10 protein-coding genes are annotated in these 12,913 nt (G+C 71.9%); 6 read left to right on the plus strand and 4 right to left on the minus strand.

The annotated features are described in order from the left end of the window. From ABZ478_RS27210 to ABZ478_RS27220, 3 genes are all read right to left on the minus strand, one after another. A complete protein-coding gene (locus ABZ478_RS27210) occupies nt 1-603 on the minus strand; it encodes a GPP34 family phosphoprotein (RefSeq protein WP_359553276.1) in 603 nt (200 codons plus the stop codon). A gap of 82 nt (nt 604-685) precedes the next feature. Next, nucleotides 686-1,168 carry a hypothetical protein gene (locus ABZ478_RS27215; RefSeq protein WP_359553277.1) on the minus strand — a complete coding sequence of 161 codons (483 nt, stop codon included), beginning with the start codon at nt 1,166-1,168 and terminating at the stop codon, nt 686-688. Between the two features lie 33 nt (nt 1,169-1,201). Continuing rightward, entirely contained in the window at nt 1,202-3,070 is a 1,869-nt protein-coding gene (locus ABZ478_RS27220; RefSeq protein ID WP_359553278.1) for a lectin, read from the minus strand. Between the two features lie 234 nt (nt 3,071-3,304). Here ABZ478_RS27220 and ABZ478_RS27225 point away from each other — a divergent pair, with 234 nt between their 5' ends. From ABZ478_RS27225 to ABZ478_RS27235, 3 genes are all read left to right on the plus strand, one after another. Next, entirely contained in the window at nt 3,305-6,316 is a 3,012-nt protein-coding gene (locus ABZ478_RS27225) for a glycoside hydrolase family 3 N-terminal domain-containing protein (RefSeq protein ID WP_359553279.1), read from the plus strand. Between the two features lie 58 nt (nt 6,317-6,374). After that, a complete protein-coding gene (locus ABZ478_RS27230) occupies nt 6,375-7,727 on the plus strand; it encodes a hypothetical protein (RefSeq protein ID WP_359553280.1) in 1,353 nt (450 codons plus the stop codon). A gap of 254 nt (nt 7,728-7,981) precedes the next feature. Then, nucleotides 7,982-8,356 (plus strand): VOC family protein, encoded by a 375-nt coding sequence (locus ABZ478_RS27235; RefSeq protein WP_359553281.1) that lies wholly within the window; start codon nt 7,982-7,984, stop codon nt 8,354-8,356. Between the two features lie 76 nt (nt 8,357-8,432). Here ABZ478_RS27235 and ABZ478_RS27240 read toward each other — a convergent pair whose 3' ends face one another. Further along, on the minus strand, nt 8,433-9,041 hold the full coding sequence (locus ABZ478_RS27240) for a YceI family protein (RefSeq protein ID WP_359553282.1): 609 nt from the start codon (nt 9,039-9,041) through the stop codon (nt 8,433-8,435). Nucleotides 9,042-9,311: 270 nt separating this feature from the next. Between ABZ478_RS27240 and ABZ478_RS27245 the strand changes: the two genes are divergently transcribed. The 3 genes from ABZ478_RS27245 to ABZ478_RS27255 form a co-directional block, all read left to right on the plus strand. After that, on the plus strand, nt 9,312-9,818 hold the full coding sequence (locus ABZ478_RS27245) for a hypothetical protein (protein ID WP_359553283.1): 507 nt from the start codon (nt 9,312-9,314) through the stop codon (nt 9,816-9,818). A gap of 24 nt (nt 9,819-9,842) precedes the next feature. Then, nucleotides 9,843-12,158 carry a polysaccharide lyase 8 family protein gene (locus ABZ478_RS27250; protein ID WP_359553284.1) on the plus strand — a complete coding sequence of 772 codons (2,316 nt, stop codon included), beginning with the start codon at nt 9,843-9,845 and terminating at the stop codon, nt 12,156-12,158. A 154-nt stretch (nt 12,159-12,312) separates the two neighbouring features. Then, nucleotides 12,313-12,913: carboxyl transferase domain-containing protein (locus tag ABZ478_RS27255; protein WP_359553285.1), on the plus strand; the 601-nt coding region annotated here is incomplete at its 3' end.

Raw genomic sequence — 12,913 nt, forward strand, 5'->3', positions numbered from 1 at the left:
TCAGGGCGCCCGCCAGATGTTGTCGAAGGCCGCGTTCTCGATCTCCCGGCGCTGCCGCACGGCGGTCAGCTCGGTCACCGCGTCGCCGACCGCGGCCAGTACGGTCACGACCGGCTCGTCGGTGAACTCCTCTCCGGCCCCCTCCCCGTCCCCGATGCCCAGGGCGGCCGCGAGGGTGACGAGGACCGGCTCGCGGCCCTCCCAGCGGTCGGTGGCCTGCCGCCGGGCCGCGGTGTCGGCGGCCGCGGCGGTCCGCGGCCGGCGCGGGAACCAGGGCCTGCGCTCGCCGGTCAGCTGCCCCTCGGTGTCCAGGACGTCGAAATAGGCCGAGGCCAGCCCCTCGCCCCGGCGCCACAGCCAGTCCTCGGCCGTCTCGTACGGCTCCTGCCGGACCAGCGCCGAGCCCGCCTCGTCCAGCATCCGGTCGTCCAGGGCCAGCTGCGGCCCCGGCACCACGCGCTCGCCCTCCAGGGTCACGGCCCGGGCGCCGAGGAGGTCGACCAGCTCGGCACCCGCGAGCGCCAGCGACAGGTCGCCCTGCTCCACGGGGCGGTCGCCGGAGACGTCGGTGGCGACGATGAACAGATCCCGTGCTGTGGTCATGTGGCGCACTCCCGGTCCCGGACGGCTTTCCCTACGACCACCATGAAACGTGGGAGGCCGATCCGCGACAAGGCGGCGCCGCTCAGCAGGAATCCGCCGCGATCTTCTCGAAGCCGGCCCGGCTCATCACCCGGCCGTCGGCCCAGACCTGCCCGGGCCTGAGCCGCCCGATCCGCTCGGCGGTGAACTCCACCCTTCCGTTGTACGAGTCGCCGGTCACGTAGTGCCCGAAGCCCAGCTCGTACCGGTGGCGGGGGAGCAGCCGCCGCTCGCCCCGGTGCCGGGCCCGCCAGCTCGCGGGCGGCGTGAACAGGGGGAACTCGGTGTCCCCGTGCAGATCCTCCTTCCGCACGTCCCATCCCGTGGTGACGGGCCCGTCGCCGCCACCGCGCGGCCGCCCGTCCAGGTGGGGCCCCCGATAGGCGTCGTCGCCGCACGGCCGGAACAGCGCGTACGGCACACCGTCCGCCCCGACGCCCACCCCGGCCGGCGGCAGATCGACCGCCGCGCAGCCGCCGAGCAGCAGACACCCGGCGACCACCGCGCCCACGGCACTCCTGCGCATACCCCGCCCCTCACGGGCGGGAGGCGTCCCGCCCTACTGCAGCTTCCACTTCTGGTTGGCGGCTCCCGTGCACGACCAGATCTGGGCCCGGGCCCCGTTCGCCGACGAGTTGTCGGTGACGTCGAGGCACTTGCCGGCCGCCGTGTTCACCACATCACCGGTGCCGGCGTCGTACGACCACCGCTGGGCACCGGTTCCATTGCAGTCGTACAACTGCACCTTCGCCCCGTCGGCGGTCGAGCCCGACGTGACGTCGAGGCACTTGCCGAGCGCCTGGACCGAGCCGTCGGCCGCGACCGTCCACTTCTGCGCCGCGCTGCCGTTGCAGTCGTAGAGCTGCACCGCCGTGCCGTTGGCGCTCGAACCGCCCGCCACGTCGAGGCACTTGCCGGCCGGCCCGACGAACGAGCCGCCGCTCGCGGAGCCGCCGGACTGGGTGCCGGACCAGGTGAATGTGGCCGAGGTCCGGCCGGGCAGCGAATAAGTGGCGTGCTGCCCGCCCCAGTTGACCGTCACCGTCCTCGCCGACGCCGAGTCGTTGTAGGCGATCAGCGCCTTGCTCCCGTCCGGGTTGCGCCACGCCACGTTCGGCACGGCACTCGACGCCGTGGAGGCGATGCGCTGGGCGCCCGGCCGGACGAACTTGGTCAGGTGACCCATGGTGTAGTACTCGACGGTGTAGTCGACGGTCCCGCTCGCCCCGTCGCCGTTGTGCACGGTGACCAGACCGGTGCAGGTGCCGCAACCGCCGTTGTGCGGGCCCATGTTCTGGTCCACCGCGAGGGACCACTTGGTCACCGACTTCGCCCAGTTGCGGGTGTAGCCGATGATGTCGTTCATGTCCTCGCGCTGCTGGTTGGCGATCCAGGTGCCGCCGGAGTGCTCGGTGCCGAACGCGTCCAGGTTCGGGTACTGGTTGTGGACCGAGGTCTGCTTGGCGATGTCACCGCCGTAGCCGTGCCAGGCGATGCCGCCGAAGTTGGGGTGGCTGCGGATCGCCGCGTCGTCGACGCTCTGGGCCGCGTAGGAGTCGTAGACGTCCCAGTTCCAGTCGTGCGCAAGGACCTTGGTCCGCAGGCCGGCGGTCTGGAGCCTGGGCAGCAGCTCGTTCTTGAGGAAGTACTGGATGCCGGAGGCGTTCCAGCTCATCGAGGGATAGCCGGAGCAGCACGTCGGCTCGTTCTGCGGGGTGACGTACGAGACGTCGATGCCCTGGTTCCGGTACGCCTGGAGGTACTTCACGAAGTACGAGGCGTAGGCCCCGTAGTCCTCCGCCTTCAGCCAGCCGCCGTTGAGCGAGCCGCTGTCCTTCATCCAGGCCGGAGCCGTCCACGGCGAGGCCATGACGGTCAGGGAGGGGTTGAGCTGGAGGGCCTGCTTGGTCAGCGGGACGACGTCCGCGAGGTCGTGCGAGATGGAGAAGCCGTTCAGGTTCGGGTCCGTCTGCCCGGCCGGCACGTCGTCGTACGTGTACCCGTACCGCGCCAGGTCCGAGGCGCCCATCGGATTGCGCAGGAACGACAGCCCGATACCGTCCGTCGGCGAGAACAGCTTCCTCATGGCCGTGTCCCGCGCCGCCTGCGAGAGCGCGCCGCTGCCGTTCATCAGCCAGGCCGCGGTGTCCGTGAACGACGCGCCGCCGCCGGTGAAGGTCTGGTACCGGGTGTTCTCGTCGACGGTGATGTTCTCGCCGCTGCCGCCGGCCCCGGACTGGAAGGCGAACGGCGTCTGCGCCTGGAGGCCGCGCACGACATGCCGTCCGCCGGAGTCGTCGGTGGTGGTGAGCCAGGCCGTGACCTGCTCGCCGGCCGCGTGCGCGGTGGGCATGCCGACGGTCGTGAGCCCGGCGGTGGTCAGCAGGCCGGCGAGCAGCAGCCGGGCCGTGCGCAGGGGTCGTCTCATGGAGCGCCGCCCTTCGGGGTGGGGGATGGGGGGCGTGCGAGCCGTGAGTAAATGACGGCTTCGTGGGCGCGTCAAGAGGTTGCGCATTCAGCTTCCGAACGCACAACCGCCGTCATCCGGCCGCCTGTTGGCCCCGCACCACTTCTGACGTGAAGTATTGACGGCGCCCTGTCGACCCAGTTAACTCACGGCGTGATCTAAGTCATGAGTGAATCAAGAGCCGAGGGAAGGTACATGCGAAGAACCGCCCTGCTCGTCTCCGCCGCACTCCTCAGCGGGCTGCTCCCCTGGGCGACCGCGCGAGCCGCCGACGATCCCGCCCCCGTGTCCGTCGACCGCTTCGAGGGGGAGGTCCCCTTCGCCGCCCAGCCCGCCGAGGGCATCTTCACCTGGGGCGGCGACACGGACGACCCGCCCGCACTGCAACTGGCCACCCGCACCGATGCCCCCGAGGGCGCCAAGGTCCTCACCGGCTCCTACGACATCAGCGGCTACGGCGGGTTCACCCACGACTTCGCCGCCGGCGAGCCCGCCCACGACTGGTCCGCCCACCGGGGCATCCGGTTCTGGTGGGACGGCCGGGACAACGGCAGGAAGATCGCCTTCGAGATCAAGGACGGCGGCGCCCACGGCGAGGCCTCCGAACTGTGGACCACGTCCTTCACCGACGACTTCGCCGGCTGGAAACAGATCGAGATCCCCTTCACCGACTTCACCTATCGCACGGACTACCAGCCCGTCGGCGGTATCGACCACGTCCTCGGCCTCGACCGGATGTGGGGTTACGCGGTCACGCTGCCGGCCGGTGCCAAGGGCGACTTCGCCATGGACGGCGTGGAGTTGTACGGCAGGGCCGACCAGTCGCTGCACGCCTCGGTGAGCACCGGCGCGGCCGTGTACCCCGTCGAGGAGGGCGGTACGGCGAAGGTCGGCGTCACCGTGGCCACCACCGGTGCCCGGCCCCTCGACGAACCCGTGACCGTCACGTACACGACGGCGGACGGCACCGCGGGCCCCGGGAGCGACTACACCCCCGTCTCCGGCACCCTCACCTTCCCGGCGGGCACCGCCTCCGGCACCTCGCGGACCGTCCGGGTTCCCACCCTCCGGGACAAGGCCGCCGAGCCCGCCGAGACCGTCCCGCTGAAGCTCACGGTGACCGGCGCCAAGGCACCCGCCGAGACGCCGCAGGTCGTCATCGACGCCCACGGACTGCCCTATCTGAACACCAGGTTGCCCGTGAAGAAGCGGGTGGCGGACCTGCTGGGCCGGATGTCGCTGGCGGAGAAGGCCGGCCAGATGACCCAGGCCGAGCGCGGCGCCCTGACCGACCAGGGGGACATCGCCGGATACGCGCTCGGCTCGCTCCTCTCCGGCGGCGGCTCGACGCCCACGCCCAACACCCCGGACGCCTGGGCGAAGATGATCGACGGCTTCCAGCTACGGGCTCAGGCGACCCGCTTCCAGATCCCGCTGATCTACGGCGTCGACGCGGTCCACGGCCACAACAACCTGGTCGGCGCCACGATCATGCCGCACAACGTCGGCCTCGGCGCCACCCGTGATCCTCAACTGGCCGAGCGCACCGGCGCGGTGACGGCGGCCGAGGTCCGGGCCACCGGCATCCCCTGGGACTTCGCGCCCTGTCTGTGCGTGAGCCGCGACGAACGCTGGGGACGCTCCTACGAGTCCTTCGGCGAGGACCCGGCGCTGGTCGAGTCGATGGAGACCGTCGTCCAGGGCCTCCAGGGCCGGGCCGACGGCAGGGACCTGAGCCGCGGCGACAAGGTGCTCGCCACCGCCAAGCACTTCGTCGGTGACGGCGGCACCGAGTACGGCTCCTCGACCACCGGCACCTACACCGTCGACCAGGGCGTCACCAAGGTCACCCGGCAGCAGCTCGAGGCCGTCCACCTGGCGCCGTTCCAGAGCGCCGTCGACCGGGGCGTCGGCACGGTCATGCCGTCCTACTCCTCGCTCGACATCCTCGGCGACGGCCAGGGCCCGGTGAAGATGCACACCCGCGCCGACATGATCAACGGCGTGCTCAAGGGCCGCATGGGCTTCGACGGGTTCGTCATCAGCGACTGGAACGCCATCGACCAGCTCCCCGGCGACTACGCCTCCCATGTCCGCACCTCGGTCAACGCGGGCCTGGACATGATGATGGTGCCGTACACCTACAAGGGCTTCACCGGCACGCTCGTCGACGAGGTGCGGGCCGGCCGGATCGGTGAGCGGCGGATCGACGACGCCGTCTCCCGCATCCTCACCCAGAAGTTCCGGCTCGGCCTGTTCGAGCACCCGTACGCAGACACCCGGGGCGCCGCCGCCATCGGCTCCCCGGCGCACCGGGCGGTCGCCCGCGAGGCGGCGGCCGAGTCCCAGGTGCTGCTGAAGAACAGCGGCGGGCTGCTGCCCCTGAAGAAGGGCCAGAAGGTCTACGTCGCCGGGTCCAACGCCGACGACATCGGCAACCAGACCGGCGGCTGGACCGTCACCTGGCAGGGCGGCTCCGGGAACACCACCCCGGGTACGACGATTCTCGACGGCATGCGCGGGGCGGGCGGGGACGTCACGTACTCCAAGGACGCCTCCGCGCCGACCGGCGGTTACGACGCGGGTGTGGTCGTCGTCGGCGAGACCCCGTACGCGGAGGGCGTCGGTGACGTCGGCAACGGGCACCGGCTCACCCTCTCGGCCGCCGACCAGGCCGCCGTGGACACGGTGTGCGCGGCCATGAAGTGCGCGGTGCTGATCGTCTCCGGGCGCCCGCAGCTCATCGGTGACCGGCTCGGCCGGATCGACGCGCTGGTCGCCTCCTGGCTGCCGGGCACCGAGGGCGCCGGCGTCGCCGACGTCCTCTACGGCAGGCGGCCCTTCACCGGGCAGCTTCCGGTCACCTGGCCCCGCTCGGAGTCCCAGCTCCCGATCAACGTCGGTGACGCGGCGTACGACCCGCAGTTCCCCTACGGCTGGGGCCTGACCACGCTCACCCGTGTCCCGCGGGGCGGCCCGGCCACGCTGCGGGCGCTCGGGATCGCGGCAGCGGCGGCGGAGCGGACGGGCGCCGACCGGGCCGGGCGGGAGCTGGTCACCCGGGCCCGGTTGATCGTCCAGCACGAGCTGGGCGACCGGATGACGGCGGCGGTGGCGAAGCCCTTCGCCGACGCGGACCACCTGCTGCTGACCGGCCGCTACGGGAAGGCGGTGCAGAAGCTCACGGAGGCCTACCGGGCCGCGTGAGTCCCCCGGGCGAGCCGCGTACATGACTGGTTTGGGAGGCTTCGGGTAGTTTCGAAGGATGAAGGCCGTCCCTCGGACCCGAAGCCTCCCGGCGCTGCTGCTGGCCGCGCTGGCGCTGGTGGTCGCGACCACCCTGGCCCCTGGTGCGATGGCGGCCACCAGCGTGTCCGGCATCGCCCAGGCCCTGCGCAAGGGCCCGGTCTACGTCGACCCGGCGGCCTCCGGGCAGGTGTCCAGGGCCGACGCCGACGGGCTCGCCAAGCAGGTCAAGGGCGCCGGCAAACCCCTGTTCATCACGGTCCTGCCCGCCGGGTATCCCACCGCGAACCTCTTCTCCGACCTGCGCACGGCCACCGGCGTCACCGGCCTGTACGCCATCCGGCTCGGCGACCGCTTCGACGCCCGCGCGGACTCCTCGGTGCTGTCCCGCACAGCCGTGCGGAACCTGGTCGCCGGCGTGCAGGGCGAGGACGCCAAGACCCAGCTCGCCGACTTCACCGACCGCGCCCTGGCCAACATGGGCGGCCGCGCACCCGCGAGCTGGGGCGGTCAGGGCGGTGGATCGGGCGCGTCGAGCACGGCGCTGATCACGGTGGGCGTCGTCCTGGTGGCCGGCGGCGCGGGTGCCTACACCCTGGTCCGCCGCAACCGCCGCCGTCACGCCGAGGAGCAGCGGGCCGCGCTGGACCGGCTGCGGGTGGTCGTGGACGAGGACATCACCGCCTTCGGCGAGGAGCTCGACCGGCTGGACTTCCAGCCGGCCGAGCCGGGCGCCGACGACGCGATGCGCGCGGACTACGAACGAGCCCTCGACGCCTACGACAAGGCCAAGCAGTACATGGCCGAGGCACGCGGACCCGAGGACGTCCGGCCCGTCACCGAGGCACTGGAGGACGGCCGCTTTTCCCTCGCCCGACTGGCCGCCCGTCGCGAGGGCCGCCCCCTGCCGGAGCGCCGTCCGCCCTGCTTCTTCGACCCCCGCCACGGTCCCTCCGTCACCGACGCGGCCTGGACCCCGCCCGGCGGCAGCCTCCGTGAGGTCCCGGTCTGCGCCGCGGACGCCACCCGCCTGGCCGACGGCCGCGACCCGGTGATCCGCGAGGTCGACACCGACTACGGCCGCCGCCCCTACTGGGACGCCGGCCCCGCCTACGGCCCCTGGGCCGGCGGCTACTTCGGCGGCGGCATCCTCCCCGGCCTCCTGGTCGGCACCGTGCTGGGCAGCATGATGGCCACCCCGTCCTACGCCTCCGACTACGGCACCGGCTACGGCGACTTCGGCGCCGCCGGCTACCAGGGCGGCGACGTCTCCGGCGCCGACTTCGACCCAGGGGACTTCGGCGGCGGCTTCGGCGACGGCGGCGGCTTCGACGGCGGAGGCGGCGGCGGAGACTTCGGCGGCGGTTTCTGACCCGCCGCGCCGGCCGCCCCGGCGGGCACAAGCGCCGCTCCCGGCCGCGCCGTTGTCGCGGCCGGTGTGATCAAGTAACGTCAGGCGACGTGAACACCGGACCGGCCTCGCGCCACACACGGATCGGCCACCCGGTGGAGGACTGACCGCACGGAGGGTGCCCGGAAGGCACCCCGGCCCCGCACGCGGACCTCCCCGCGCCCGAGCACCACGAGTCCATCTCTTCGTGCCCGAGCGACAGCGAGGTCAGCCACATGCCAGTCACGTTCAACCACACCATCATCGCCGCCAAGGACCGCAACGAGTCGGCCCGGTTCTTCCGGGAGCTGCTGGAACTCCCCGAAGCGCCGTCCTGGGGTCCGTTCGTCAACATCCAGCTCCACGACGGCGTGCTGCTTCAGTTCGCCGAGCCGCCGGTGGAGATCCAGATGCAGCACTACGCGTTCCTGATCGACGACGAACTGTTCGGCCGGGCCTATCGGCGACTGTGCGACCGCGGCGTCGAGCACTGGGCCGATCCGCACATGCGGCGCCCCGGGGAGACCAACACCGAGCACGGCGGCCGCGGGGTGTACTTCAAGGACCCCGCCGGTCACGCGATCGAGCTGATCACCCGCCCCTACCTGTAGACGGCGAAGGCCTGTCCGGGCGCCCGGAACACGGCGCCCGGACAGGCCGGCCGGGCGCCGGTGCGGCGCTGCGGGCTCAGGCGCTCTTGATGGCCGAGATGTCGAAGACCAGCTTGATCTTGTCGGAGACGAGGACGCCACCGGTCTCCAGGGCCGCGTTCCAGGTCAGGCCCCACTCGGAGCGCAGGATCTCGGCCTTGCCCTCGAAACCGACGCGCTCGTTGCCGAAGGGGTCCTTCGCGGCGCCGTTGAACTCCAGGTCGATGGTGAGCGGCTTGGTGACACCGAGGATGGAGAGGTCGCCGGTGATGCGGTAGTCGTCGCCGCCGAGCGCTTCGGCCCGGGTGGAGCGGAAGGTCATCGCCGGGAACTCGTCGGTCTTGAAGAAGTCCGAGGACTTCAGGTGCCCGTCGCGGTCGGCGTTGCCGGTGTCGATGCTGTCCATCCGGACGTCGAGGGTGGCGGTGGACTTGGCGGGCTCGGCGCCGTCCAGGTGCAGTGCGCCGGTGAACTCCTGGAAGCCGCCCTTGACGTTGGTGACCATCGCGTGACGGGCCACGAAACCGATCGTGGTGTGGGCCGGGTCGATCGTGTAGTCGCCGCTCAGCGCGGCCAGATCGGGGCCGGCGGCGGCGGGGGCGGTGGTGGTCTCGGGGGTGCTTTCCTTGCGGCCGAAGATGCCCATGCGGTGCTCCTTGGGGACGGCCGCGGCTCCGTGGGGAAGCCGCGACGGGGTTTCTGTTTAACGTTCAACTAGCCCAACGACTTCGACCGTAGACCTATTCCGTTGAGTTTTCAACATCATCCGCCACGTGTTCTCCGTGAAACGGAGAGTAACCGGGGCACGCCCTCTGGCGAACGCGCGTAGACCTCGGGCACCATCTCCCTGCGCACCCGCACCACCTGCACAGCCGAACCACAGCAGACACGGCCCACCGCAGGAAGGTCTCTCCCCATGAAGGTCCTGAAGGCCCGCTCCGTCCTGACCGCGCTCGCCCTCGTCGTCGCCCCCGGCGTCGCCGTGGTCGGCACCGCCACCGACGCCTTCGCCGTCACCAAGATCAGTCACTCGACCGCCACCGGGATGTTCCGCTCCTCCGGCATCACCTGGTCGTCCTCCGGCAACTGTTCCGACCGGAACAACTCCACCTGCACCTCGTTCGAACAGCTCAACCTCGCCACCGCCCAGGGTGCCCAGACCCTGAAGAAGGCCAGCGGCTGCGCCCTCAACATCACCGGTGGCACCGAGACGGGCCACGCCTCGGGCACCTACTCCCACTGGAACGGCTACAAGCTCGACTACGGCAAGAACACCTGCGTCACCTCGTACATCAAGAACAACTTCAGCTACATCGGCCTGCGTGGCGACGGCGCCCCGCAGTACAAGGCCGGTTCCGGCAACATCTACGCCGACGAGGGCAACCACTGGGACGTCCTGTACTACAACTGCGGCGGCTGCTGAGCCAGGAGGGCGGTGACCGGCCGCATGAGCACGGGACCGAGCCGACGCGCACTGCTGCTGGCCGCCGCCCTCACCGCCGCCACGGCGCCCGTGGCGGCGGGCGCCGACCCCTTCGACACCCTCCGCCGCCGGTGGCTCGACATCGCCCTCGGCACCGGATACGACCCGGCCGCCGAGCCGTACGCCTCCCGCCTCGCCCAACTCGGCGCTGCGGCCCGTGACTTCCACGCCGGCATGACCCCCGCCGCCGGCTCCCTGTGGCCCGGCCACCCCTTCGACCCGCCCGCCGGGATCACCTTCAGCTACGGCCGCCTGTGGACCATGGCCCAGGCGTACGTGCAGCCCGGCACCGGCGCCACCGGCGACGACGCCCTCCTCGCCGGCGTGCTCCGCGGCCTCGACCACCTCTCCGCGACCGTCTACAACCCCGCCACCACGCGCTACGGCAACTGGTGGGAGTGGCAGATCGGCAGCCCCCGGCTGCTGACCGACATCACGGCCGCCCTGTACGAGCACCTCGGCGCGGACCGCGTCGCGGCGGCCTGCGCCGCCGTCGACCACTTCGTCCCGGACGCGATGCTCACCGAGTACTCCGGCACCTCCACCGGAGCCAACCGCGTCGACCTGTGCCGCTCCGTAGCCCTGCGCGGCATCCTCGGCAGGGCAGGTGACCGCCTCGCGCTCGCCCGGGACGCCCTCTCGCCGGTCTTCCCGTACGTGACGGGGGGCGACGGCCTCTACGCCGACGGCTCCTTCGTGCAGCACACCTGGGTCGCCTACTCCGGCACCTACGGCCAGGTCCTGCTGGACGGTCTGGGCCGGCTCTTCGCCCTGCTCGCCGGTTCCCAGTGGGAGATCACCGATCCCGCCCGGCGGAACGTCCTGGACGGCGTCGAGCACGCCTACGCCCCCCTGATCCACGACGGACTCGTGATGGACTGCGTCAACGGCCGTGCCATCAGCCGGGGTTACCTGCGCGACGACGACCAGCACATCATGCGCGGCGACCACTACCACGGCCAGGCGCTGATCGCGGCCGTCGCCCTGCTGGCCGGCGGCGCGAGCGAGGAGGAGCGGCGGCGCTGGTACGGGCGCGTCAAGGGCTGGATCGAACGGGACACCGTGACACCGATCCTGACGGCATCTCAGTTCGGCGTCGCGGACCTGGCCCGGCTGCACGCCGTCGCCGCCTCGCCCGTACCCGCGGCCCCCGAACCCCTCGGTCACCGGCTCTTCCCGGCCATGGACCGCGCCGTCCACCGCGGCCCGCGCTTCACCGCCGCGCTCTCCATGGCCGGCGACCGCATCGCCCACTACGAGTGCGGCAACGGCGAGAACCCGCGAGGCTGGCACACCGGCTCCGGGATGCTCTCCTGGTGGCCGGTGGGGCGCGGCGCCCGGTCCGACCAGTACACGGACTGGTACTGGCCGACCGTCGACTGGTACCGGCTGCCCGGCACCACCGTCGCCACCGGACGCCTCGCCGACCGGGCCGGCGGCGAGTGGGGCGCGCCCAGGCCGGACGTCCGCTGGGTCGGCGGCACCACAGACGGCGAGTACGCGGCCGTCGGCCAGCACCTGAAGGGCCTGGAGTCCACGCTGGAGGCCCGCAAGTCCTGGTTCTTCCTCGCCGACGCGGTCGTCTGCCTGGGCGCCGGGATCAGCTGCGCCGACGGCGTCCCGGTCGAGACGGTCGTCGACAACCGCAACCTCGGCGAGGGCGGCGCCCAGGCCTTCGTGCGCGGTCCCGGCTGGGCCCATCTGGAGGAGCACGGCGGCTGGCTGCTGCCCAGTGGCGGAGCGCTGCGCACCCTCCGTGAGGCCCGCACCGGCGCCTGGTCCGACATCAACACCACCAGCACCGACGAGCGGCGCACCCGCCGCTGGCAGACCCTCTGGCTCGACCACGGCACCGATCCGGCCGGCGCCGCCTACGTCTACGTCCTGATGCCCGGTGCGGGCCGCGGCGAGGTCGCCGCCCGGGCCGCGGACCGCCACTGGCTGCGCGTCCTCGCCAACGACGCCCGCCGCCAGGCCGTCGCCGTGCCCTCGCTCGGGGTGACCGCGGTCAACTTCTGGGAGGCCGGCACGGCCGGCGGCCTGTCCGCGGCCGCGGGCGCGAGCGTGCTCGTCCGCCGCCGGGGCCGGACCGCTACGCTGTGGATCAGCGAGCCGCCCCGCACGGGCGCGCCGCTGGAGATCGTCTGGGACCGCTCGGTGAGCTCGGTCGTCCACGCCGACGACACCGTGCGGGTCCTCGCCGCCGACCGCCGTCTGAGGCTCCGTGTCACTCCAGGGATGGCATGTGCCACCCATCAATGTGAGGTCGCTCTCGGGTGACGGCTTTGTGGCCCCCCTACAACGGAAGCGCCCTCTGAGCAGTCGGAACGCCTGCATGTCGCTGTGGTTCTGTTCAGTGCTACCAGGAAAACGGTCCGGAGACTGTACGGAGTCGACGGCTCGCTTTCCTTGGTGTCCTTCGTAAGGTCACTACATGACCGTTTTGGAAGAGACGACGGGTGAGCCGACCGCGGAGCCGGCGGACGCGCGTGGGCGGGTCGCCGAGCTGCACGAGATCCGTGCCCGGGCCGTGGCCGGCCCCAGCGAGAAGGCGACCGCCGCCCAGCACGCCAAGGGCAAGCTGACGGCACGGGAGCGCATCGAGCTGCTCCTGGACCCGGGATCCTTCCAGGAGGTGGAGCAGCTGCGCCGGCACCGGGCGAGCGGTTTCGGCCTGGAGGCGAAGAAGCCCTACACCGACGGTGTCATCACGGGCTGGGGCACGGTGGAGGGCCGTACGGTCTTCGTCTACGCCCATGACTTCCGGATCTTCGGCGGCGCCCTGGGCGAGGCCCACGCCACGAAGATCCACAAGATCATGGACATGGCCATTGCGGCCGGCGCGCCGCTGGTCTCCCTCAACGACGGCGCGGGCGCCCGCATCCAGGAGGGCGTCTCCGCCCTCGCCGGCTACGGCGGCATCTTCCAGCGCAACACGAAGGCCAGCGGTGTCATCCCGCAGATCTCCGTGATGCTCGGCCCGTGCGCGGGCGGCGCCGCCTACAGCCCGGCGCTGACGGACTTCGTCTTCATGG

Source organism: Streptomyces sp. NPDC005706 (assembly GCF_040631045.1).
GTDB lineage: Bacteria > Actinomycetota > Actinomycetes > Streptomycetales > Streptomycetaceae > Streptomyces.

Bases quoted from the DNA above. Each gene is read 5' to 3' on its own strand.
- ABZ478_RS27210 (WP_359553276.1), bottom strand. From the start codon at position 603: ATGACCACAGCACGGGATCTGTTCATCGTCGCCACCGACGTCTCCGGC.
- ABZ478_RS27215 (WP_359553277.1), bottom strand. From the start codon at position 1,168: ATGCGCAGGAGTGCCGTGGGCGCGGTGGTCGCCGGGTGTCTGCTGCTC.
- ABZ478_RS27220 (WP_359553278.1), bottom strand. From the start codon at position 3,070: ATGAGACGACCCCTGCGCACGGCCCGGCTGCTGCTCGCCGGCCTGCTG.
- ABZ478_RS27225 (WP_359553279.1), top strand. From the start codon at position 3,305: ATGCGAAGAACCGCCCTGCTCGTCTCCGCCGCACTCCTCAGCGGGCTG.
- ABZ478_RS27230 (WP_359553280.1), top strand. From the start codon at position 6,375: ATGAAGGCCGTCCCTCGGACCCGAAGCCTCCCGGCGCTGCTGCTGGCC.
- ABZ478_RS27235 (WP_359553281.1), top strand. From the start codon at position 7,982: ATGCCAGTCACGTTCAACCACACCATCATCGCCGCCAAGGACCGCAAC.
- ABZ478_RS27240 (WP_359553282.1), bottom strand. From the start codon at position 9,041: ATGGGCATCTTCGGCCGCAAGGAAAGCACCCCCGAGACCACCACCGCC.
- ABZ478_RS27245 (WP_359553283.1), top strand. From the start codon at position 9,312: ATGAAGGTCCTGAAGGCCCGCTCCGTCCTGACCGCGCTCGCCCTCGTC.
- ABZ478_RS27250 (WP_359553284.1), top strand. From the start codon at position 9,843: ATGAGCACGGGACCGAGCCGACGCGCACTGCTGCTGGCCGCCGCCCTC.